We start from the raw sequence: 24,049 nt of genomic DNA on the forward strand, positions 1-24,049 counted from the left end.
GCTCAGCCCTTGAGGATCTCGGCCACGGACTCGCGGAGCGGGGTGGTGGGCCTGCCCGCGAGCCTGCTGAGGTCGCCGGTGGTGGAGACGAGTTCGCCCGTGGCGATGCCGCGGTCGGAGTCGACGAGCATGGTGGCGAAGGGGGCGGGGACGCCTGCCGCGGTCAGGACCTCCTGGTGCTGGGCGGGCGGGACGTCCTGGTAGGTGATCGTCTTGCCGGTGGCCCTGGTGAGCTCGTCGGCGAGCTCCTGGTAGCTCCACGGCTCGTCGGCGGCGAGTTCGTAGGCCTTGCCCTCGTGGCCGTCGGTGGTGAGGACGGTGGCGGCGGCGTCGGCGAAGTCGGCGCGGGCCGCGGCGCCGACCTTCCCGTCACCCGCGCTGCCCGCGAAGGTCCCGGTCTGGACGGCCTGCGCGATGGTCTGGGCGTAGTTCTCGGTGTACCAGCCGTTGCGGAGGAACGTGAACGGCAGGCCCGAGGCGTGGATGGCCTCCTCGGTGGCCTTGTGCTCGGGCGCCAGGGCCATCGTGGTGGTGTCGGCGTGCAGGATGCTGGTGTAGACGAGGTGGGCGACGCCCGCTTCCTTCGCGGCGTTGATGACGGCCGTGTGCTGGGGGAGCCGCTGGCCGACCTCGTTGCCGGAGATGAGCAGGACCTTGTCCGCGCCGGCGAACGCCGCGACGAGGCTCGCGGGGTCGGTGTAGTCGGCCGTCCTGACCTGGACGCCGCGCTCGGCGAGGTCGGCGGCCTTCGCCGGGGTGCGCACGGCGGCGACGACCTCGGAGGCGGGGACCTTGCGCAGCAGGGCCTCCACGACCAGTTTGCCCAGGTGGCCGGTGGCGCCGGTGACGACGATCATGTGCTTGCTCCTCGGGTCGACTCAGCTTCGGTGCTTACTCCCAGATTGCACTAACTTCTAGAAAGTGCCAACTTGAGGTGAGTGCAATCACTGTGGTTAGTGCTGTGTCGGAGGTACCGTGAAGCCATGAGCGAAGCGCCTGGTCGGGTGAACGACGAGCACGAGCAGCTGGTGGCCGACGTGTTCGCCAAGGCGTGCAAGTCCAGGGTGACGCTGGAGCACGTCACCGGTCGGTGGGGGCTCCTGGCGCTGGCGGCGCTCCGTGACGGCACGTTGCGCTTCAACGCCCTGCGGCGCCGGGTGAGCGGGGTGAGCGAGAAGATGCTCGCGCAGACCCTCCAGGCGCTGGAACGGGACGGCTTCGTGGTCCGCGAGGCGCAGTCGACCATCCCGCCGAAGGTGGAGTACAGCCTGACGCCCGGCGGGGCTCAGTTGGCCGAGATGCTGATGGGCCTGATCGAGTTCGTCGAGGGCGGGATGCCCGACGTGCTGGCGGCCAACGCGCGGTACGACGAGGCAAAGGGTCGGTAGCCCCGGCTCTCCTCGGTCGGTAGTTGTCGGGCGGTGGAGGTGCGACCGCCGGCCGCCGCGCCGACCTCACCAGCTGTCGCGCGGGACACCGAACGTGATGCCGCCGTTCACCGTGTGGGCCTGAACGCCGTGCATGGTGCCGGTCACGTGGTTCGACACACCGCCGCTCGCGGGTTGGTCCGAGGTCGTCGGCTCGATCTCGTCGCGCAGGTCGGAGCCGGGCACGCGGATCCACGCGGTGTCGGTGAACTCCTTGTCCCGCACGGAGATCCGGGTGAACTCGGCACGTCGGACCAGCGTGGTGTGGTCGCCGCCGAACGCGGTGCGCAGGGCGTGGTCGGACGCGATCAGTGCGGTGCTGGCGCCCTCGTGCCGCCGGTCATCGACGCAGCGCCGGAACGTCCGCTTGAACGCCTCGGAGTTCAGCAGCCTGGCCAGGGTGATCTTCGCCGGGTAGAGGCCGGGGCGGTCGCCGACCGGGCCGACCTCCACCGCGATCCGCATCCGCACGTCGGGCCTGCGCCACTTGTTGTGCTCGGCCAAGGCGATCTCCAGGTGCTGCGCCATGTCGAACAGCGCGCCGAGCCTGCCGCTCGGCAGGGTCAGCAGCGCGCCGTCGCCGGTCGACTCCTGTTCGAGCACCTCGGACGGCGAGATGCCCGCGCCCCACAGCGCCTGGTCGAGCGCTTCGTCCACGGTCGTCCGAACGGCGTTCAGCAGGTGGCCGGGGTTGCGCGCCGACCCGACCACGTCCACACCGAACAGCGCCCGGTGCTGGGGAACCAGTTCCACCTGAGGACCTCCTCGCAGATGATGTCTGCGGGGAGTCTGGGGGCGTCCGGTCCGCGCCACTCCCGGAAATCAGGGAGAACGGCGATCGGGTCCGGACATCAGCCGGGCGAGTTCCTCGGGTCTGGTGATGCGGATGGCGAGCCTGCGGGTCGTGAGGACGCCCGCGGCGCGCAGGGTGCCCAGCGCGGCCTCGACGCTCTTCTCGGACGCGGTGACGGCCTGCGCGATGTCGCGCTGGCTCAACCCGTGCACCAGCAGGCCCGACGTCGTGGGCGTTCCCACGCTCCGCGCCCACGCCAGCAGCACCGTGCCGACCCTGGTGAGGACGTCGTGCGCTTGGCGGAGCTGGCGGTCGTCGGCGACCTGCCGCCGGTCGTCCAGGGTCTTGTCCACGAGGTGGCGCACGGCGGCGTTCGCGTCGACCAGCCGCTGGAACGCGCTGCCCGCGATGTGCGTCGCCCGCCCCGCGGTCAACGCGATCACGTGCGCGCTCCGGGGCCGCCTGCCGATGACACCGCTCTCGCCCACGAGCTCGCCGGGACCGCAGACGCCCGCGAGGGTCTCGGTGCCGTCGGCGCCGGCGAGCACGACCTTGATGGCGCCCGCCTCGACCAGCAGCACTTCGTCGCTGACCTCGCCCGCCCTGATCAGGCGGGCCCCGGCGTCGAACGGCGCCGCGCGTCCGGCCGCGCGCAGGGCGTCGCGGCCCACCTCGACCAGCTGATCGGTCACCAGGTCATGGTGCCGAGTCGGGGCCCGTTATCGGGCCCTTCGCCGCCGGTTCACCCCATCAGCGCAAGGGGTCGGCTACCGTTCACGCATCCGCCCTGTCGGTGCTGTGTGTGGGCGACGCCACTTAAGACTCCGCGGAGCACGGTGAAACCGTTTGTCCGCAGGCTTTTCGCGGTTTCCGGTGCCGTTCGAATGCCCGGAAGGCAGGATTTGTCCGGGACGAAAAATGGTCTGAACCCTTGACTGGTCTATACCACCTGCGGTTCACTGTGGCACCGGTCACAGGATTGTCACGACGTATCGACTCGTCGACGTCGTCGGGATGCCTGGAATCGGTTTTGCCGTCGATTTGTGCGGCCCTGCAACCGCACGGAGGAGTGATCAAGTGTCGAGGCTACGCATCTTTGCCGCGCTGATGGCGGCGGCGTGCGCGACCGTCCTGGCGGTCGTCCTGCCGACCTCGGCGACGGCCGCCGGCTGCGCGAGCGGGTGGAATTCCGGAACCGTCTACACGAACGGCATGACGGCCTCCTACAACAGCCACAACTGGCTCGCGCAGTGGTGGACGCAGAACGAGGCGCCGGGCACCAACAGCGTCTGGGCCGACCAGGGCACCTGCGGTGGCGGTACGAACCCGCCCGCCGGCACCTGCGACTACCCGGCGTGGGCCGCTGGTCGGAACTACGTGACCGGCAACATCGTGAAGTACACCGACGGCAAGTACTACATCGCCGAGCACGACAACCCCGGTTACGACCCGATCATCAGCACCTGGTTCTGGGAGCCGTACACCTGCAACGGTGGCACGACCCCGCCCACGAACCCGCCCGGCAACGGCGGTTTCGTCGTGTCCGAGGCGCAGTTCAACCAGATGTTCCCCGGTCGGAACTCGTTCTACACCTACAGCGGTCTGACCGCCGCGTTGAGCGCGTACCCCGGATTCTCCACCACCGGCAGCGACACGGTGAAGAGGCAGGAGGCCGCGGCCTTCCTGGCGAACGTGAACCACGAAACCGGTGGCCTGGTCCACATCGTGGAGCAGAACACCGCGAACTACCCGCACTACTGCGACACCAGCCAGTCCTACGGCTGCCCCGCGGGCAACGCCGCTTACTACGGGCGCGGTCCGATCCAGCTCAGCTGGAACTTCAACTACAAGGCGGCGGGTGACGCCCTCGGCATCAACCTGCTCGCCGACCCGTACCAGGTCGAGCGGAACGCCTCGGTCGCCTGGAAGACGGGCCTCTGGTACTGGAACACCCAGACCGGTCCCGGCACGATGACCCCGCACAACGCGATGGTCAACGGGCGCGGCTTCGGCGAGACGATCCGCAGCATCAACGGCTCGATCGAGTGCAACGGCGGCAACCCCGCCCAGGTGCAGAGCCGGATCGACTCGTACAACCGCTTCGTGCAGATCCTCGGCACGACGGCCGGCGGCAACCTCGGCTGCTGATTCCACCAACGGGAACGGGGCGCGACCATTGCGGTCGCGCCCCGTTCTTGTTTGAGCGCCCGGTTGAGGACCACTGGAGGAACGCCGTTGTTCAACCACGAGCCCGAGGGCTACGAGTGCCCGTTCTGCTTCCTGCTCGACGGCGGCGACACCGACCTGGACGACCAGCGCGACATCGTGCTGCGCACCGACCTGGCGACGGCGCTGGTCGCCGCGAACTGGTCGCGGGGCAACGAGGCGCACGTGCTGGTGATCCCGAACGCGCACCACGAGAACCTGTACGACCTGCCCGCCGAGTACGGCCACGCGGTGCACGACGCGGTCCGCGCGGTGGCGATCGCGATGCGCGCGGCCTACCCGGAGTGCGCGGGGATCTCGACCCGCCAGCACAACGAGCCCGCCGGGACGCAGCACGTGTGGCACCAGCACGTGCACGTGTTCCCGAGGTACGAGGGTGACGACTTCTACCACGTGGCACCGGAGTTCCGGGTCTCGCGGATCGAGGAACGCCTGCCGTACGCGGAACTCCTGCGCCGTCGGATCGCCGCGGGTCGGGTGCTGGTCCGCGACCCGCGCGGATGAGCGAACCCCTTCGCGGCGGCGTTCCGCGAAGCGGCCCGATCCCGTCTCCTCAGGTGAGCGCCAGGTCGGCGCGCAGGTCCCGGACGCGGCCGAGGTCGTCGGTGAGAGCGGTGCGGTCGGCGTCGGTGAGGGGAACGGCCTCGGCGCGCGTCAGCGTGGTGGTGGCGAGAGGGCGGTCGTCCAGGCGCAGGGCGAGGTCGGCGCGGAAGACCAGGGCGCGGAACAGGGTCGTGGACTCGGTGGGCTCGTCCGCGGCCAGGGCGCGGTCAAGGGTGCTGGCGGCGGCCAGGGGGTCCTCCTTCGAATCGCCTAGCAGGACGGCGGTCCGCAGGGCGCGGTCCAGGCGGTCCTGGGGCGTCGTGGCGGTGGGCTGGTCGAGCGGCTGGCCGATGCGGATCATGTTGCCGCCGGGGTCGGTCATCACGAACTGGCGGACCCCGTAGGACATGTCCTTGAGCGCGCCGATCCTCGGCACGCCCCGCAGCGGCACCCGTCCGGTGGCGGCGCGGATGCCGTCGCGGAACGACCGGTAGAGGCCGTCGACGTCGGACGTGATGACGTAGCAGGTGCTGTAGGAGTTGGCCGGGTCGACGGCCTTGAGCACGAAGAACTGGAGTTCGATCCCACCCCGCCGGACGATCGCGAAGGTGTTCGGGCTCTTCTGCCGGTAGGTCACCTCGAAGCCGATGGCCTGGTAGAAGTCCAGGACCTCGTCGATCGACCGGCAGGGCAGGATCGGGATGGTGCGGTCCGCCACGGAGTCCCCCATTCAAGTTTGAATGGGACACGGTACTACGAAACGCCCACCGGCTGGCGCTCTTTCCTGCGGCTCCGCGCGATCCACCACTCGGCGATGACCAGGTTCGCCACCCAGCTCAGCCAGACGGCCGCGACGGTCGCGTGCCGCGTCGCCGTGGCGAACTCGGCCTCGCTCGCCCCGGAGGGCAGGAGCGCGATGAGCAGCACCACGAGCCACACCCGGTTCGCCACGATGGACGTGCCGAGCGCGAAGCTGCGGATCATCCACCGGCGGTGCTCCGCGAACCGCCGCTCGCGCGCCATCCGGAACCCGACCGTGGTCGTGGCCTGCCACAGCACGGCCAGCACCACGTTGCCCGCGGCGCCCACGGGACCGCTGTGGCCGTAGACCGACGTCGGGATCGCCAGCACGGCGGAGGGCAGGACGCCCGCGAACACGTAGACCCGGCCGATCCGGCGGTGCGCCACCCGGTACCGGCCGCGGAACCACGGCCACACCTGGAGGCAGCTCGTCAGCAGCGCGACCGAGCCGAACAGGATGTGCAGGACCAGCAACGGGTACTGGCCCGGCGCGTCCGCGCGGATCGGCAGGCGGGCGCGGGTGGCGTCCAGGGTCAGGTACGGCGGCAGCGAGAAAGCCAGGAACACCACCGTGACCACCATCAGCGGCACCACCCACGGCCGCCGCCACCACTTCACCGCGGTACTCACGATCGATCACCTCCTCCTGACTGCAACTGGGGTTGAGCGTCGTGCGTCCGGTGCCCGGCGCGCTTCGGTCAAACCGACTGCAGTCGCACCGGCAGGGCGTCGCGCTCGACTCCCGGGGCGCGGATGGCGGAGTTCGACCTCACCCAATGAGGTGTCCGACGCGAGCGCGCCGCATGATCGCCCAAGCCGGACGCACACCGGTCCTGGTCAGCCGGACCGGCTCGTCACGATCGGCCGCTTCGTCCACGAGCCCATCACGGCGGTCCTTGTCCGGCAGGGAAGGGGAATCCTCCTACCGCCGACCTGCCTGCCGAAGCCATCCGAACCGAGCAGCGACGCGCTACTAGGGTCGTGGGATGATCCACGGGCGCTTGGCGGAACGGGACGTCATCGCCGTGCTGCTGGCCGACGCGCGGGCGGGCGACAGCGGGGTGCTGGTGCTGCGCGGCGAGGCCGGGATCGGCAAGAGCACGCTGCTGCGCGACGCGGTGGCACGGGCCGACGGGATGTCGGTGCTGAGCTGCGCGGGCGTGGAATCCGAGGTGGCGCAGGCGTTCAGCGGCCTGCACCAGCTGCTGCGCCCGGTCCTGCGGCACGTCGACGCGCTGCCTCCCGCGCAGGCCGCCGCGCTGCGCGGGGCGCTCGGCATCACCGACGCCCCGGCGTCGGACTTCGTCGTCTCGGCGGCACTGGTGACGCTGCTCGGCCTGGCCGCCGCCGAACGTTCGCTGCTGGTCGTGGTGGACGACCTCCAGTGGCTCGACCGGGCGTCGGCCGCCGCGCTGCTGTTCGCCTGCCGCAGGCTGGCGGCCGAACCGGTCGCGGTGCTGCTGGCCGTCCGCGACTCCGCGGTGGACACCTCCGACCTGCCCCGGCTGGAGCTGGCGGGGCTGCCCGAGCGGGACGCGGCGCGGCTGCTGGCCGACCACGGCTGGGAGTGGCCGAGCGCCGCGCTGCTCACCGCCACCGGTGGCAATCCCCTTGCCCTGGTGGAACTCGCGGGCCACGAGGACCCGAACCTGCTCGTGGCGGACTTCGCGCTCACCGGCACCGTGCCGCTGGGCGCCCGCGTGCGGAAGGCGTTCCTGCGCCGGGTCGACGCGCTGCCCGCCGCGGCGCGGGAGCTGCTGCTGGTCGCCGCGGCGGAGGACACCGGGCAGGTGGACACGGTGCTGGGCGCGGCCGCCCGCCTCGGCCTGCCCGCCGACGCGCTCACCGCCGCCGAGGACTCCGGGCTGCTCGCGGTGGTGGGCGCGGAGCTGCGGTTCCGGCACCCGCTGGTCCGGTCCGCGGTCTACGCCGACGCCACGTTCCACCGCCGCCGCGCCGCGCACCTGGCCATCGCCGCGCAGCTCGGCGTGGACACCGATCGCGCGACCTGGCACCGGGCCGTGGCCGCGACGGCGCCGGACGAGGAGCTGGCCGACGCGGTGGAGCGGAGCGCGGACGCGGCCCGCCGCCGGGGCGGGGAGGCCGCCGCGGTGTCGGTGCTGCGCCGGGCCGCGCACCTCAGCGAGACCGTGGACGGCCGCCGCCGCAGGCTGGTCACCGCCGCGTTCGTCGCCCTGAACTCGGGCCAGCCGGACGTGGCCAGGACGCTGGTCGGCGAGGTGATGGCCGACCCCGTGCCCGCCGTGACGCTGGCCCAGCTCAACGGCACCATCGAGCTGTACGACGGGGACCCGGCGGTGGCGCACAGCGGGCTCATGCGGTGCGCGGAGCTGATGGCGGCGACCGATCCCGAGGAGGCCGCGTGGACGTTCACGCTCGCCTCGGGGGCCGCGTTCAACGCGGGCGACATGAGCGGCGCGCTCGACGCCACCGAGCGGATCGCCGGGCTCGACTGCTCACCGGCGACGCTGCGCGCGGGACGGGCGCTGGGGGACGGCGTGATCACGCCGCGGGAGCTGTGGGAACTGCCGGGGGAACTGGCGGCGAGCCACCCGGAGGGCGGTGGTCGCACCTGGATGTGGGCGGCCGTGATCGGCTGGCTCGGCCCCGACCCCCGGCAGGCGCGCAAGCTCGCGGAGGTCGCCGGCACCCGGCTGCGGGCCGTCGGCGCGACCGGCGCGCTGCCGGAACTCCTGTTCTACCAGGCCGACATCGACTACCGGCTCGGCCTGTGGACCGAGGGCATCGCGCACGCCGAGGAGGGCGTCGCGTTCTCCTACTCGACCGGCCAGCGCGGCTGGACGGCGAACCTGCTCGCCGCGCTCGCGCGCTTCGCCGCCGGCCGCGGTGACGCCGCCGGGTGCGCGCGGTTCGCCGAACGCGCGCTCGCCATCGCGGGCCCGGTGCGCCAGCGGATGGCGACGACGATCGCGCACTCGGCGCTCGGCCAGCTCGCCCTCGGCGAGGGCGACGCCGTCGAGGCGTTCGCCCGGCTGTCCCGGCTGCGCGACCAGCCGCTCGTCACGCTCGGCGTGCTCACCGACGTGGTCGAGTCGGCCGTTCGGGTCGGCAGGCCGGAGGCGGGGGAGGAGCAGCTGGAGCTGTTCTCGCGGTGGATGGGCGGCGGGACGGCGACGCTGGAGCGGCTGCACCACTGCCGCGCGCTGCTCAGCGACGACCCCGAACCCCACTTCCTCCGCGCACTGTCCATTGAGGATGGCCAGGACCGGCCCTCGCTGCGCGCCCGGACGTGCCTGCTCTACGGGGAGTGGCTGCGGCGTGCCAAGCGGACCGTCGACGCCCGCGTCCAGCTGGACGCCGCGTTCGAGCTGTACCGCGGAATCGGTGCCACGGCGTGGGTCCGGCGGGCTGGCAACGAGCTGCGCGCGGCGGGTGGATCGGTTCAGCTCCCGGTGGACGCCGCCGGATCCCTTACCCCGCAGGAGTTGCAGGTCGCCCAGTTGGCCGCGGTCGGCTTCAGCAACCGGGAGATCGGCGTGCGGCTGCACCTGAGCCCGCGCACCGTCGGCTCGCACCTGTACCGGATGTTCCCGAAGCTCGGCGTGACCTCGCGGGGCCAGTTGCGGGATCTCGACTTGCACGCTGAGTGATCATGTGCAGGGGTGATCAGGTCTCGATACGGCCAGATGTTTCCCCTACGCAACCCCGACAGCGTAGTCTCGGTGGGTACCGACCAATACCTTGACCAGGTGTTGGGCGGGCGCCAAACCGGAATCGCGTTCTCCCCCGCGGCGATTCCGGAACCGGATGAGGAGCACCTTTGATCACGGAACGACGAATCGGACCTGTGCGTGAGCGCGACCGGTTGGCCGAGGCACGCGCCGACGAAAAGATCCAGACGGTGATCCAGAACGGCAAGGCCGCCCGCACGGTGGCCGATCACGCCGACAACGCCGACGACTGCCAGCGCCTGCTGGAGATGCTCGGGTTGGAAGCCTTGGAAGGCAAGCGTTCTTAGCTGGTAGAGACGACGGGGGTCCCGCTCGTCTCGGGCGGGCCCCCCGTCAGATCCAGCCCTCTTCCCACGCCAGGCGGGCGGCTTCGTGCCTGGTGCTCACGTCGAGTTTGATCATGGCCGACGAGAGGTAGTTCCGCACCGTTCCGGCGGCCAGGTTCGACTCGCGCGCGATGCCCGCGACGGGCCCGCCGGGCAGCGCGTACCGCAGCACTTCGAGCTCGCGCGCGGTGAGCGGGCAGGCACCCTCCGTCAACGCCGCGGCCGCGATCTCCGAATCCACGTACCTGCTCCCCGCCTTCACGTCGCGCAGGATCGTCGCCAACCGGGACGCGGGTGTGGTCTTCGGCACGAATCCCCGCACTCCTGCGGCCAGCGCGCGCTTCAACACGCCCGGCCGCGCGTGCCGGGTGACGAGAACCACCACGAGGTCCGGGACGTCCCGCACGGCCTCCGCGGCGCGCACCCCGTCGCGGCCCGGCATCTCCAGGTCGAACACCGCGATGTCCGGCCGGTGCGCCCGCACCGCGGCCACCGCCGCGTCGCCGTCGCTCACCTGCGCGACGACCTCGATGTCGTCCTCCAGTTCCAGCAGCGCCGCCAGCGCGCCCCGGATGAGGTCCTCGTCGTCGGCGAGCACCACCCGGATCACCGGTCCACCCCGGCCCGCCCGGCGAGTTCGAACCCGTCCGGCGTCGTGCCCGCGTCGATCCGCCCGCCGACCGCGGCGAACCGCTCGCGCAGCCCGGCGAGCCCCGACCCCGCCTCCGCCGCCGACCGGCCCGCTCCGCCGTCGTTGCGCAACCGCACGTGGACTTCCCGTTCCCGCACCGAGATCGCCACGGTGCACCGTTGTGCGCTGCTGTGCCGCAACACGTTCGTCGTCCCCTCCCGCACCAGCGCGCCGAACAGCGGTTGCAGCGGCGCGGGCACGTCGCCCGCGTCGCCCTCGACGCTGGTCTCGATCCCCACCGCCGCCAGGATGCCCACCGCGTTGGTGATCTCCGTGCCCAGGCTCGCCCGCCGGTAGCCCTGCACGACCCCGCGGGTCTCCGCCAGCGCCGTGCGGGCCAGGTCGGCGATCTCGCCCGCGTGCTTGCGCGCGGTGTCGTCGTCCCGGCCGATCAGCCGTTCGGCCAGTTCGCCCTTCAGCGCGATGACCTGGAGGTGGTGGCCCTGGATGTCGTGCAGGTCCGCGGCGAACCGCAGCCGCTCCTCGGCCACGGCGAGCGCCTTGGCCGTGTCGTGCGCCCGGTCGAGGTCCTGCACCAGCCCCCAGAACCACAGCGACAGCACTTCGGTGAACACCAGGGTCAGCATCGCGACGAGGTTCATGACCAGGTCGGGGACCCCGTAGTCCCCGCCGGAGGCGACCGCCACCAGGATCGTCGCGGTGATCCCGGCGGCCACGACGAACCAGCGGGCGCGGGGCCGCTGGAGCAGCGCCACGTGGCCGATCACGGCGGCGGGCAGCATGCACCACAGCCCGCTGTTCGACGCGGACGCCGTCACCACTCCCCACGACGCCAGCGCGACCGCGAACGTCGCGAGGTGCTCCGGCCACCGACCGCTTGGGCGCGTGCCGACGACGGCGAGCCGCAGGTACCTGGCATGCTGCCCGAAGACGACCACCAGGGCGAGCGCCAGCGCGATCGTCGTCGGGAGGCCGTGGGACATCGCGCCCAGGTCGGCGACCCCGGCGGCCAGCACCATGACCGGCCCCATCCCCAACGAGCTCCAGGTGTACTGGCGCAGTCGGCGCATCGGGTTGCTCACGCCCCGAACCTACGGACCGCGGCCACCCGGCGTCTGCTGACATTTGTCACCGGAACCGGTGTTCTCCGGCACTACCCGCCCGCGCGGGAGGCGACGACCGTGGTGGACATGCTGAATCCGGTGATCCAGGTCGAGGGGCTGCGGTGCTCCTACGGTGACTTCGAGGCCGTGCGCGGCATCGACTTCGAGGTGGCGCGGGGCGAGCTGTTCGGACTGCTCGGCACCAACGGCGCGGGCAAGACGACCACGATGGAAGCGGTGGAAGGACTGCGGGCGGCTTCCGGCGGCACCGTCAGGGTGCTCGGCTCCGACCCGTTCACCGACCGGCGGACGATCCGGCCGAGGGTCGGGATCATGTTGCAGGACAGTGGTTTCCCCGGTGAGCTGACCGTCGCGGAGATGGTCGGGTTCTGGCGGTCCACCAGCAGCAGGACGTCCGACGCGGCCGAGGCCGTCGAGGTGCTCGACCTCGCGCACCGCCGGGACGTCCGGATCAAGCAGCTCTCCGGTGGCGAGCGGCGCAGGCTCGACCTGCTGCTGGCCACGCTCGGGCGGCCGGAGGTGCTGTTCCTCGACGAACCGACGACCGGGCTGGACCCCGAGTCGCGCCTGCGGGTGTGGGAGGTCGTGCGCGGGCTGCTCGACGAGGGCACGACCATCGTGCTGACCACGCACTACCTGGAGGAGGCCGAGTCGCTCGCGCACCGGATCGCCATCATGAGCGAGGGCCGGATCGCGGTGGCGGGCCGGGTGGCCGACGTGCTGGCGAGGCAGCCCGCGCGGATCGCGTTCCACGTGCCCGCCGGGTTCGACGTCGGCGAGCTGCCGATGCTGTCCGGCGACGTCGTGCACGAGCCGTCCGGCCGGATCGAGGTGCGCACCGGCGAACTCCAGCGGGACCTCGGCGACCTGCTCGACTGGGCCCGCCGCGACGGCCGCTCCCTGGTGGGTCTGCGCGCCAACCACGCGTCCCTGGAGGACGTGTTCCACGCCGTCCGCACCGAAGAGAAAGCGATGTCCCGATGATCCTCGCGCTGGGTCGCGTCGAACTCAAGCTGTTGCTGCGCAACAAGACCGCCGCCGGGATCGCGGTGGTGACCCCGCTGCTCATCGGCTCGCTGCTGCTGGGGAACGGGCCGGAGGACTGGACGTTCACGATCACCGTGCAGCTGGTGCTGATGCTCGGGTTCACCGTCTACATGACCGTCACGACCTCGCTGGTGGCCCGCCGCCAGGACCTCTACCTCAAGCGGCTGCGCACCGGCGAGGCCTCGGACACCACGGTGGTCGTCGGCCTGCTGGCGCCGATCGCGCTGCTCGGGCTCGTGCAGACCGCGCTGCTGCTGGGGATGAGCACGGCGGCGGGCGCGCCGCTGCCGCAACGCCCGCTCCTGCTGGTACTCGCGGTGGTGGGCGGTGTGGCGATGTGCTGCGCCGTCGGGGTCGCCACGACCGCCATCACCTCCACCGCCGAACTGGGCCAGATCACCACGGCCCCGTTCTTCTTCACGCTGTTCGGCGGCGCGGTGTGGACGCTGGTCGCCGACCCGGTGGACCTGCGCATGCTGGCGCTGCCCGGCGGGCAGGTCGCCGAACTGGTGAAGGCGGCCTGGGGCGGGCCGACCGACAACGTGCTGACGGCGGCCGCCGTGCTGGTCGCGTGGACCGCCGTCGGCTACGGCCTGGCGACCCGCGCGTTCCGGTGGGAACCCCGGTCCTGAGGGGCGCTAGGCACCGAACTCCTGGTCGATCAGGGCGAACATCTCGTCGTCGTCGGCCGCGTCGAGCTGGTCGGTGATGCTGGCCGAGCCGTCGCCGGTGGGGGCGCAGCGCGACAGCAGGGCTTGCAGCCTGGTGACCACGGCGGCCCTGGCCTCGTTGTCCAGTTCCGCGGTGGCGACCGCGTTCTCCAGCAGGTCCAGCTCGTCGAGGACCGGGGTGAGCACCTTGTCGTCGAGCTCCAGCCGGGCGCGGAGGAACCCGACCAGCGCGGTCGACGTGGGGTAGTCGTAGGTCAGCGTGGCGGGCAGGGGCAGGCCGGTGGATGCGCCGAGGGTGTCGCGGAGTTCGACGGCGCTGAGGGAGTCGAAGCCCAGTTCGCCGAACGCCCGGTCCGGCTGCACGGCGTCGACGCCGCTGTGCCCGAGGACCTCGGCGACCCGCGACCGGACCAGGTCCAGCAGCAGGCGGTCCTGCTCCATGGGGTTCAGCGCGGCCAGCTCGCCCAGCAGGTCCGAGCGGTCGGGGCCCGCGGGCCTCGGGGCCTGGTGCACCTCGGGGAGGTCCTGGAGCAGCGGGCTCGGCCTGGCCGCGGTGAACACGGCGGCGAACCGCTCCCAGTCGATGTCGGCCACGGTGACCGTGACGTCCTTCTGCGCCAACGACTCCCGCAGCGCGGCCACCGCACGGTCGGCGGGGAGTGCCGCCACACCGCGGAGGCGGAGCTGCTCGGTCGCCTCGGCGTCGGCCATGCCGCCGCCGGCCCACGGCCCCCAGGCCACCGACAGCGCGGTGGCGCCGCGGGCCGAGCGGGCCTCGGCGAGGCCGTCCAGCGCGGCGTTGGCGGCGGAGTAGGCGGCCTGCGCGCCGCTGCCCCAGGTGGCGGAGATGGAGGAGAACAGCACGAACGCGTCCACGTCGCCGACCAGCTCGTCGAGGTGCCGGGCCCCGGTGATCTTGGCCGCCAGCACCGCCTCGAACTCGGCCGGGTCGTGCTCGTCGACCGTGCGGACCAGTTCGGTGCCCGCGGCGTGGAACACGGCGGTGGGCGGGTGCTCGGCCACCACGGCGGCCACGGCGTCGCGGTCGGTCATGTCGCACGCGGCGACGGTGACCCGCGCGCCGAGGGCTTCGAGTTCGGCGACGAGTTCGGTGGCGCCGGGTGCTCCCGCGCCGCGGCGGGAGGTCAGCACGAGGTGGTCGACGCCCGCGCCCGCGAGCCAGCGGGCGACGTGGCCGCCGAGGGCGCCGGTGCCGCCGGTGATCAGGACCGTGCCGCCGGGCTTCCACTCCGCCGCACCTTCGCGGGCGGGCGCGTGGGCGAGGCGGCGGGCGAACAAGCCGGTCGGCCGGATGGCCACCTGGTCCTCGGTGCCCGCGAGCACCGCGAGCAGTCGTTCCAGGCCGTCGGAGTCCACGGCGGCCGGCAGGTCGACCAGGCCGCCCCAGCGTTCGGGGTGCTCCAGCGCGACGACCCGGCCGAGGCCCCACAGCGCGGCGCGCACCGGGTCCACGTGGTCGTTGCCGGTCGACACGGCGCCGCGGGTCAGGCACCACAGCGGCGCGTCGATCCCGGCGTCGCCCAGGGCTTGGACCAGCACGAGCGCGGCCACCGGGTCGTGCGACGACGACAGCACGCCCTCGACGGGACCGGCCCCGGCCAGCGCTTCCGCCAGCGCGGCGCGGTCGGTGCCCGCGTCGATCGGGACGACGTCGAGCCCCTGGGCGGCCAGGCCGGACAGCAGCGCGGTGTCGTGCGGGTCCGCGACGACCAGCCAGCGGCCGAACGCGGTCGCCGTGCCGGGGTCGACGGGCTGCCAGCGGACCCGGTACCGCCAGCCGTCCACCGTGGACCGCTCGTGGTGGCCGCGCCGCCAGGACGCCAGCGCGGGCAGCACGTCGCGCAGCGGCAGGTCGGCCGACAGGTCGAGACCCGCCAGCGAGGCCAGGTCCCGCTGCTCGACGGCGGCCCAGAACTCCGCGTCCACCGCCGACTCCGCGGGCGCGGTCGGGATGGCGTCGAGCCAGAAGCGCTCGCGCTGGAACGGGTAGGTGGGCAGGTCGACGCGCTCGGCGCCGGTGCCGTCGAAGATCGCGGACCAGTCCACCGCGACGCCGTGGGCGTGCACGTCGCCCACCGCCTCCAGCAGGTTCCGCGGCTCCGGCCGGTCGCCGCGCAGCCCCGCCACGACCACCGCGCCGCGCACGCTCTCGGCGGCCATGGCGGTGAGCACGGCGTCGGGCCCCAGTTCCAGGAAGGCGGTGACGCCCTCGTCCTCCAGCGCGGTGACCGCGTCGGCGAACCGGACGGTCTCGCGGACGTGCCGGACCCAGTACTCCGGCGAGGTGATCTCCTCGGTGGTGGCGACCCGCCCGGTCAGCGTCGACACGATCGGGACGCGCGGCGCCCGGTACTCGACGCCCTTCGCGACGATGAGGAACTCCGCCAGCATGTCGTCCATGCGGGGGGAGTGGAACGCGTGGGACACGCTGAGGCGCTTGGACTTGCGGTCGCCGAACGCGGCGGCGACCAGCTCGACGGCGTCCTCGTCACCGGAGACGACGACCGAGCCGGGACCGTTGACGGCGGCGATGGCGCAGCGCCCGCCTGCGGGCAGGTGGGGGAGCACCTCGTCCTCGGCGGCCTGGAGCGAGATCATCGCGCCACCGGCGGGCAGCGCCTGCATCAGCCTGCCTCGGGCGGTCACCAGGTCGGCGGCGTCCTCCAGCGAGAGCACCCCCGCGACGTGCGCGGCGGCCAGTTCGCCGATGGAGTGGCCCGCCAGGAAGTCCGGCTTGACGCCCCACGACTCGATCAGCCGGTAGAGGGCCACCTCGACGGCGAAGAGCGCGGGCTGGGTGAACTCGGTGCGGTTGAGCAGGTCCGGGTCGGCCAGCGCCTCGCGGAGTCCGGGGCCGAACCGGTCGCACACGGTGTCGAACGCCTTCGCGTAGGCGGGGTAGGTGGCGTGGAGCTGTTGCCCCATCCCGATCCGCTGGCTGCCTTGGCCGGTGAACAGCACGGCCAGCAGGGCGCCCGGCGCGGCTTCGGCGGTGGCGGGGGAGTCCAGTCGGCGGACCAGGTCGTCCGGGTCCTCGGCGATCACGACCGCGCGGTGCTCGAAGCGAGTCCTGGTGGTGGCCAAGGAGAAACCGAGGTCCGCCAGGTCGGTCGACGGCGCCAGCGCGGCGATCCGGTCGGCTTGGGCGCGCAGGGCTTCGGGTGACCGGCCGGACAGCACGACCGGGACCAGCGGCATCGGCTTGCTGGTGACAGCGACGGGCAGGGAAGGGGAAGCCTGCTCCAGGATCAGGTGGGCGTTGGTGCCGCCGATGCCGAACGCGGACACACCCGCGCGCCGCGGGCGGTCGTGCTCGGGCCAGGCCCGCGCGTCGGTGAGCAGCTCGACCGCGCCGGACGTCCAGTCCACGTGCGGGGACGGCTCGTCGACGTGCAGGGTCCTCGGCGCGATGCCGTGCCGGATCGCCAGGACCATCTTGATGACCCCGGCGACACCGGCTGCGGACTGGGCGTGGCCGATGTTGGACTTGAGCGAGCCGAGGAGCACGGGGTGTTCGCGGTCCTGGCCGTAGGTGGCGAGGACGGCTTGGGCCTCGATCGGGTCGCCGAGCCTGGTGCCGGTGCCGTGCGCCTCGACGACGTCGACGTCCGCTGTGGACAGTCCGGAGTTGGCGAGCGCCTGGCGGATCACGCGCTGCTGGGACGGGCCGTTGGGGGCGGTCAGGGTGCTGGAGGCGCCGTCCTGGTTCACGGCGGACCCGCGGACGACGGCGAGCACGTCGTGGCCGTTGCGCCGGGCGTCGGAGAGGCGTTCGACGAGGAGCAGACCGACGCCCTCGGCCCAGCCGGTGCCGTCGGCCCCGGCCGAGAACGCCTTGCAGCGGCCGTCGGCGGAGAGGCCGCTCTGCTTGGCGAACTCCGCGAACAGCGCCGGGGTGGCGAGGACCATCACGCCGCCCGCGAGCGCGAGGTCGCACTCGCCGTTGCGCAGGGCCTGGGCCGCGAGGTGCAGCGCGACCAGCGAGGACGAGCAGGCGGTGTCGACGGTGAGGGCGGGGCCTTCGAGGCCGAACGTGTAGGCGATGCGCCCGGACATGACGCTCGGCGTGCTGCCGGTGAGCAGCATCCCGGCCAGTTCCTCGGGGATGTGCGCGCCGTCGCCGTAGTCGGTGGCGCTGCCGCCGATGAACACACCGGCGTTGCTGCCGCGCACGGTCGTCGGGTCGAGCCCGGCGCGTTCGAACGCCTCCCACGTGGTCTCCAGCAGCAGGCGTTGCTGCGGGTCCATCGCGAGGGCTTCGCGGGGCGAGATGCCGAAGAACGCCGGGTCGAAGTCCGTGGCGTGGTCGACGAAACCGCCGCCCGCGACGTCGAAGTCGAAGTCCCGCAACGCCCAGCCGCGGTCCACCGGCAGCGGGCTGATCGCGTCCCGGCCCGTCGAGACGAGGTCCCACAGGTCTTCCGGGGAGCGGACGCCGCCGGGGAGGCGGCAGGCCATCGACACGATCGCGATGGGCTCGTCCGAGCCGACGCTCGCGGCGACGACCTGGGCCGCCGGGTCCTCGGCGGTGTCGACGAGTTCGCCGCGCAGGTGGGTGGCAAGCGCTTGCGGGGTGGGGTAGTCGAAGACGACGGTGGCGGGTAGGCGGAGTCCGGTGGCGGCGCTGAGGGTGTTGCGGAGTTCGACGGCGGACAGTGAGTCGAGGCCCATGTCGACGAGGCCGCGACCGGCTTGGACCTGCTGTGCGGAGGAGAAGCCGAGGACGACGGCGACTTGACCGCGGACCGTGTCCAGCAGCAGGTCGTCCTGCTCGGCCGGGCTCAACGCCGCCAGCCGCCGTGTCCACAGCGAGGCTTCCGCGCCACCGCCCGCGGCGGCCCGGCGTAGCGGCACGCGGACCAAGCCGCGCAGCAACGGGTGCAGGTCGCCCTTCGCCGAGCGCAGCGAGCCCAGGTCGAGCTTGATCGGGACGGTGACCGGCTCGTCGAGAACCAACGCGGCGTCGAACAGCGCCAAGCCTTCCGGCACGGACAGGGCGGGCATTCCGGCGCGTGCCATCCGGGCGAGGTCCACCTTGGACAGTCCGGCGCCCATGCCCGCGCTCTGGTCCCACAGGCCCCAGGTGAGTGCGATGCCGGGCAGGCCCAGCGTGCGGCGGTGGGCGGCGAGGCCGTTGAGGTAGGTGTTCGCGGCGGCGTAGTTGGCCTGGCCGGGTGAGCCCAGCAGGCCGGCCGAGGAGGAGAAGAGGACGAACAGGGCGAGGTCGCGGTCGCGGGTCAGTTCGTGCAGGTGCCGGGCGGCGTCGACCTTGGGGGCGAACACGGTGTCGATGCGGTCGGGGGTCAGGGATTCCAGGATGCCGTCGGCCAGGACACCGGCGGTGTGCACGACACCGTGCAGGTTCGGGATGCCCTGGAGGAGCGTGTCGAGGGCGTCGCGGTCGGACACGTCGCAGGCGATGACATCGACTTGGGCGTCCAGTTCCTCGACCAACTCGGTGGCGCCCGGTGCTTCCAGACCACGACGGGAAGTGAGCACGAGGTGCTTGATGCCGTGCCGCGAAACCAGGTGCCGGGCCAGTTCCGCGCCCAGGCCACCGGTGCCGCCGGTGATCAGGACCGTGCCGTCGACCTTCGCGGGGATCGTGAGGACGACCTTGCCGATGTGTTTGGCCTGTCCGAGGTAGCGGAAGGCTTCGGGGGCGCGGTGCAGGTCCCACGTGGTGACCGGCAGGGGCTTGAGGGAGCCGGCGGAGAACCAGTCGTAAAGCTGGTAGAGCATCTCCCGCATCCGGTCCGGACCAGCCTCGATCAGGTCGAACGCCCGATACCGCACACCGGCGTACTGGGCCGCGACCTCGTCCACGTCACGGACATCGGTCTTGCCCATCTCGACAAACCGACCCGCCCCACCAAGACCCACCAGACGCAAAGACGCGTCGACGAACTCACCCGACAACGCGTCCAGCACCACATCCACCCCACGACCACCGGTCGCCGCCGTGAACTGCTGCTCGAACTCCGTCGTACGGGAAGACGCGATGTGGTCATCCGGGATACCCGCCGCGCGCAGCACGTGCCACTTGCCGGTGGAGGCGGTGCCGTAGACCTCGGCACCCAACTGGCGGGCCACCTGGGTCGCGGCCATACCGACACCACCGGCGGCGGCATGGATCAACACCGACTCACCCGCCGACAAACCGGCCAGGTCACCCAGCCCGTACAGGGCGGTCAGGAACACCAACGGCACACCCGCGGCCTCGGTGAACGACCACCCGACCGGCATCGGACACACCATCCGGTAATCCGCCACCGCGACCGGGCCGAACGCGGCGTCCATCATGCCCATCACCCGGTCACCCGGCTTGAGACCATCCACATCCGACCCGACCCCGAGCACCACACCCGACGCTTCCAAACCCATCAACCCGGCGTCACCGGGGTACATGCCCAGGGCGTTCATCACGTCGCGGAAGTTCACCCCCGCCGCCCGCACCGCGATCCGCACCTCGTGCGGCTCCAACTCCCGCTCCGCGTCCGGCCACGGGATCGTGACCAGGTTGTCCACCGTGCCCTGCTCGGTGAAGTCCATCCGCCACGCACCGGCACCGTCGAACGCGGGCACGGTCCCCGCGAACGCCCGCACCAACCGCGGCGCGAACGCCTTTCCACCACGGAGGGCGACCTCGCTCTCCCCGTGGCCGACCACCGCGGCGGCGTCGACCTCGTCCGGCGCGTCGGTGTCCACGAGCACGATCCGGTTCAGGTGCTCGGACTGCGCCGCGCGCACCAGGCCGGACACGGCGGCGTGCGCCAGGTTCGGCACGCCTTCGCCCGGCAGCACGGCGACAGCGCCGCTGGTGACCACGACGATCACCGCGTCACCGACCAGGTGCGCCTGGAGATCGGCCAGCACGCGGCCGGTCACCTCACGGGCGTCGCCGTCGGGAACATGCAGCGTCACAGTGGTCGCGGAGCTGTCGGCGTTCTCCGACGGCAGCGCGGTCCAGTCGACGCGGAACAGCGCGTCGGCCTTGCCGCCACCGGACTTCAGCTGGCCGCCGATGGGGCGCAGCACCAGCGAGTCGATCCGCGCGACCGGAGCGCCGCCACCGTCGGCGACGCTGATCGAGACCGCGCCGCCCTGTCCGGTGGGGGAAATCCTGGCGCGCAACGTCGTGGCGCCCGCGGCGTGGAGGCTGACCCCGTTCCAGGAGAACGGCAGCGAGCCCTCGCCCTGCTCGGCGTCCAGCCCGAGCGCGTGCAGCACCGAGTCCAGCAGCGCCGGGTGCACGCCGAACCGGCTCGCGGCGCGGTGCTCGGCGTCCGGCAGCCCGACCTCGGCGTACAGGTCGTCACCGGAGCGCCAGGCCGCCTTCAGGCCGCGGAACACCGGCCCGTACACCAGTCCGGCCCCGGCGAGGTCGTCGTAGATCGTGCCCAGGTCCAGGGGCTCGGCGTCCTCGGGCGGCCACGTGGACAGCGTGAAGTCCGCGGCGACCCGCTCGTCGGTCAGCACGCCGACCGCGTGCGTCGTCCACTCGCCCTCGTCCTGCCGGGAGTGGACCGCGACCGCGCGGCGGGCGGAGGCGTCCGGTTCGGCGACCGCCACGCACAGCGTGAGCGCACCCTGCGGCGGCAGCACGAGCGGAGTTCGCAGCAGCAGCTCGTCCAGGTGCCCGCAGCCGAGTTCGTCGCCGGCGCGGATGGCCAGCTCCACGAGCGCGGTCCCCGGCACCACAACGGATCCGGCGACGACGTGGTCGCCGAGCCAGGGGTGCCCGGCCAGCGAGAGGCGGGCGGTGAACAGCACGCCGCCACCGGGTGCCGACAGGACCGCGGCGAGCAGCGGGTGGTCGGCCGAGCCGAGTCCGGCCGAGGTCACGTCCTGCGCGGCCGGGCCGCCGTCGACCCAGTAGCGCTCGCGCTGGAAGGCGTAGGTGGGCAACGGGATCCGGCTCGCACCGGACCCGGCGAAGAACGCCGCCCAGTCCACCGCGGCCCCGCTGGTGTGCACCGCGCCGAGAGCGCCGACGATAGCCCGCACCTCGTCGCGGTCCTTGCGCAGCGACGGGATCAGCCGTGCTCGGCTCGCGGTCTCCGCGGTCTCCGCGGTCTCCGCGGCCATCGCGGTCAGCACGCCGTCGGGGCCCAGCTCCAGGAACGTCGACACGCCCTCGGACTCCAGCGTCCGCACCGCGTCCGCGAACCGCACGGCCTCCCTGACGTGGCGGACCCAGTAGTCCGGCGAGGTGATCTCCTCGGCCGTGACGAGCGCGCCGGTCAGCGTGGAGACGATCGAGATCTCCGGCGCCCGGAAGGTCAAACCCTCCGCCACCGTGCGGAACTCGGCGAGCATGCCGTCCATCCGCGGCGAGTGGAACGCGTGCGACACGCTGAGCCGCTTGGACTTCCGGTCCTCGAACCGGGCCACCAGCGCCAACACCGCGTCCTCGTCACCGGCCACCACCACGGACCGCGGCCCGTTGATCGCGGCGATGGAGACCCGTGCCCCAGTGGAAAAATCGGCTCCGCCGATGGCCAGGTGCGGCCGGACCTCGTCCTCGGTGGCCTGCAACGCGACCATCGCACCACCGGTCGGCAACGCCTGCATCAGCTTGCCCCGCGCGGTCACCAGCGCCGCGGCATCCGCCAGCGTCAACACCCCGGCGACGTGCGCCGCGGCCAACTCGCCGATCGAGTGCCCCGCCACGAAGTCCGGCCGCACACCCCACGACTCCACCAGCCGGTACAGCGCCACCTCGACCGCGAACAGCGCGGGCTGGGTGAACTCGGTGCGGTTCAACAACTCCTGATCGGCGAACGCCTCGGGCAGGCGAGGGTCCAGGTGCGCGCACACGGCGTCGAACGCCTCCGCGTACACCGGGAAAGCGCTGTACAACTCCTGCCCCATGGCGATCCGCTGGCTGCCCTGACCGGTGAACAGCACCGCCGTGCGGCCGTCCACGGCCTCGGCCGCGACCGGTGTCGTGCCGTCGGCGAGCGACCTGAGGGCGGCCAGCAGCCCGTCGTGGTCGTCGGCGACGAGCACCGCCCGGTGGTCAAGGTGCGCGCGGGTCGTCGCGGTGGAGAACCCGAGGTCCGCCAGGTCGTTGCCGGGCACCGACCCCAGCAGCGCGGACGCCTGCGCCCGCACCGCCTCCTCGGTCTTCCCGGACAGCAGCACCGGCACCACCGGCAGCTCGCGCGGCTCGGCCGCGGGCACGTCCTCGTCGATCGCGATCTCGACCTCGGGCGCCTGCTCGAGGATCGCGTGGGCGTTCGTGCCGCTGTAGCCGAAGGACGACACCCCGGCCCGGCGGACGTGCCCGGTCTCCGGCCACGGCCTGGTCTCGGTCACCAGCTCCGCGGTGCCGGAACTCCAGTCGATCTGCGGTGACGGCGCGTCCACGTGCAGCGTCTTGGGGACGACGCCGTGCCGCAGCGCCATCACGGTCTTGATGACGGCGGCGACCCCGGCGGCGGCCTGCGTGTGACCGATGTTGGACTTCACCGAACCGAGCAGCAGCGGGGTCTCGCGCTCGGGCCCGTACGCGGCGATCAGCGCCTGCGCCTCGATCGGGTCGCCGAGCTTCGTGCCGGTGCCGTGGGCCTCGATCACGTCGACGTCCGCGGCGGACAGCCGCGCGTCCGCCAGCGCCTGCCTGATCACCCGCTGCTGCGACGGGCCGTTCGGCGCGGTCAGGCCGTTCGACGCCCCGTCCTGGTTCACGGCGATGCCGCGCACGACGGCGAGCACCTCGTGACCGTTGCGCTGGGCGTCGGACAGCCGTTCCACCAGCACGAGCCCGACGCCGTCGCCCCAGCTCGTCCCGTCGGCGCCCGCGGCGAACGACTTGCAGCGGGAGTCCCAGGACAGGCCGCGGGCGCGGCTGAAGTCGATGAACGCCCCCGGCGTGACCATGATCGTCGCGCCGCCCGCCAGTGCCAGGTCGCACTCGCCGTTGCGCAGCGCCTGCACGGCCAGGTGCAACGTGACCAACGAGCCCGAGCACGCGGTGTCGACGGTGACGGCCGGGCCTTCGAGGCCGAACGCGTAGGACACGCGGCCGGAGATCATGCTCGCCGCGGTGCCGGTGCCGACGTGGCCCTCCAGCCCGTCGGGCAGTTCCCCCTGAAGCTTGGTGATGTAGTCCTGGCCGTTGGTGGAGGTGAACACACCGGTCCGGCTGCCGCGCAACGAGTGCGGGTCGATGCCCGCGCGCTCGAACGTGTGCCACGCGGTCTCCAGCAGCAGTCGTTGCTGCGGGTCCATCGTGATGGCCTCGCGCGGCGAGATGCCGAAGAAGCCGGGGTCGAAATCGGCGACGCCGTCGACGAAGGCGCCCTCCACCACGTAGGAGGTGCCCTGGTGGTCGGGATCGGGGTGGTAGAGCGCTTCCACGTCCCAGCCGCGGTCGGCGGGGAAGGGCGCGACGGCGTCCCGGCCGTCCACGACGAAGTCCCAGAGCTCCTCGGGGGAGGTGATGCCCCCGGCGAACCGGCAGCCCATCGCCACGATCGCGATGGGCTCCTGGCCCATCCCCTCGACCTCCTGCAAACGGTGGCGCGTGCTGTGCAGGTCCGCGGTCACCCGCCTGAGGTAATCGCGAAGCTTCTGCTCGTTGGACATTCAGCGCCACCCTTTTCACAGAAACCCGCACGTCGTCGTCCGCCACAGATCACTGGGGCGAAAACTAACGACGGGTTCGGGCCCCGGACACCCCTGACGGCCCCTAAACGGC

General features: G+C 72.4%; 15 protein-coding genes. 7 read left to right on the forward strand and 8 right to left on the reverse strand.

The annotated features are described in order from the left end of the window. Window positions 1-2 precede the first annotated feature (2 nt). The gene (locus RM788_RS35205) at window positions 3-857 is read right to left on the reverse strand and encodes an SDR family oxidoreductase (protein ID WP_315923230.1); all 855 of its coding nucleotides are present in this window, start codon (window positions 855-857) and stop codon (window positions 3-5) included. Window positions 858-983: 126 nt separating this feature from the next. Between RM788_RS35205 and RM788_RS35210 the strand changes: the two genes are divergently transcribed. Further along, window positions 984-1,388 (forward strand): winged helix-turn-helix transcriptional regulator, encoded by a 405-nt coding sequence (locus RM788_RS35210; protein ID WP_315923232.1) that lies wholly within the window; start codon window positions 984-986, stop codon window positions 1,386-1,388. A gap of 66 nt (window positions 1,389-1,454) precedes the next feature. Here the strand turns inward: RM788_RS35210 and RM788_RS35215 are convergent, their stop codons facing one another. Together RM788_RS35215 and RM788_RS35220 are read right to left on the reverse strand one after the other, a co-directional pair. Further along, window positions 1,455-2,180, reverse strand: coding sequence for a nucleotidyl cyclase domain-containing protein (locus tag RM788_RS35215; RefSeq protein WP_315923234.1), 726 nt, complete (start codon window positions 2,178-2,180; stop codon window positions 1,455-1,457). Between the two features lie 69 nt (window positions 2,181-2,249). Next, on the reverse strand, window positions 2,250-2,912 hold the full coding sequence (locus RM788_RS35220) for a Crp/Fnr family transcriptional regulator (protein WP_315923236.1): 663 nt from the start codon (window positions 2,910-2,912) through the stop codon (window positions 2,250-2,252). A 385-nt stretch (window positions 2,913-3,297) separates the two neighbouring features. Between RM788_RS35220 and RM788_RS35225 the strand changes: the two genes are divergently transcribed. Beyond that, window positions 3,298-4,368, forward strand: a complete 1,071-nt coding sequence (locus RM788_RS35225; RefSeq protein WP_315923238.1) for a glycoside hydrolase family 19 protein — start codon at window positions 3,298-3,300, stop codon at window positions 4,366-4,368. Window positions 4,369-4,455: 87 nt separating this feature from the next. Further along, window positions 4,456-4,950 (forward strand): HIT family protein, encoded by a 495-nt coding sequence (locus RM788_RS35230; RefSeq protein ID WP_315923240.1) that lies wholly within the window; start codon window positions 4,456-4,458, stop codon window positions 4,948-4,950. Between the two features lie 49 nt (window positions 4,951-4,999). Here the strand turns inward: RM788_RS35230 and RM788_RS35235 are convergent, their stop codons facing one another. Next, a complete protein-coding gene (locus tag RM788_RS35235) occupies window positions 5,000-5,707 on the reverse strand; it encodes a bleomycin resistance protein (RefSeq protein WP_315923242.1) in 708 nt (235 codons plus the stop codon). A 35-nt stretch (window positions 5,708-5,742) separates the two neighbouring features. Next, window positions 5,743-6,420 (reverse strand): DUF2306 domain-containing protein, encoded by a 678-nt coding sequence (locus RM788_RS35240; RefSeq protein WP_315923244.1) that lies wholly within the window; start codon window positions 6,418-6,420, stop codon window positions 5,743-5,745. A gap of 356 nt (window positions 6,421-6,776) precedes the next feature. Here RM788_RS35240 and RM788_RS35245 point away from each other — a divergent pair, with 356 nt between their 5' ends. Together RM788_RS35245 and RM788_RS35250 are read left to right on the forward strand one after the other, a co-directional pair. Then, window positions 6,777-9,422, forward strand: a complete 2,646-nt coding sequence (locus tag RM788_RS35245) for an ATP-binding protein (protein ID WP_315923246.1) — start codon at window positions 6,777-6,779, stop codon at window positions 9,420-9,422. Window positions 9,423-9,592: 170 nt separating this feature from the next. Next, window positions 9,593-9,790, forward strand: a complete 198-nt coding sequence (locus tag RM788_RS35250) for a hypothetical protein (RefSeq protein ID WP_146175007.1) — start codon at window positions 9,593-9,595, stop codon at window positions 9,788-9,790. Between the two features lie 46 nt (window positions 9,791-9,836). Here RM788_RS35250 and RM788_RS35255 read toward each other — a convergent pair whose 3' ends face one another. Continuing rightward, entirely contained in the window at window positions 9,837-10,439 is a 603-nt protein-coding gene (locus RM788_RS35255; RefSeq protein ID WP_315923249.1) for a response regulator transcription factor, read from the reverse strand. After that, the gene (locus RM788_RS35260) at window positions 10,436-11,563 is read right to left on the reverse strand and encodes a sensor histidine kinase (RefSeq protein WP_315923251.1); all 1,128 of its coding nucleotides are present in this window, start codon (window positions 11,561-11,563) and stop codon (window positions 10,436-10,438) included. Before RM788_RS35260 ends, RM788_RS35255 begins: the two co-directional genes overlap by 4 nt. A 108-nt stretch (window positions 11,564-11,671) precedes the next feature. On the opposite strand from RM788_RS35260, the gene RM788_RS35265 reads away from it, so the two are divergent. Next, window positions 11,672-12,589, forward strand: coding sequence for an ABC transporter ATP-binding protein (locus RM788_RS35265; protein ID WP_315923253.1), 918 nt, complete (start codon window positions 11,672-11,674; stop codon window positions 12,587-12,589). Continuing rightward, on the forward strand, window positions 12,586-13,284 hold the full coding sequence (locus RM788_RS35270; RefSeq protein ID WP_315923255.1) for an ABC transporter permease: 699 nt from the start codon (window positions 12,586-12,588) through the stop codon (window positions 13,282-13,284). The genes RM788_RS35265 and RM788_RS35270 overlap by 4 nt, the downstream gene beginning before the upstream one ends. Window positions 13,285-13,290: 6 nt before the next feature. On the opposite strand, the gene RM788_RS35275 is transcribed toward RM788_RS35270, so the two are convergent. Then, a complete protein-coding gene (locus RM788_RS35275; protein ID WP_315923257.1) occupies window positions 13,291-23,937 on the reverse strand; it encodes a type I polyketide synthase in 10,647 nt (3,548 codons plus the stop codon). Between the last annotated feature and the right edge of the window lie 112 nt (window positions 23,938-24,049).

The organism is Umezawaea sp. Da 62-37 (assembly GCF_032460545.1).
Lineage (GTDB): Bacteria > Actinomycetota > Actinomycetes > Mycobacteriales > Pseudonocardiaceae > Umezawaea.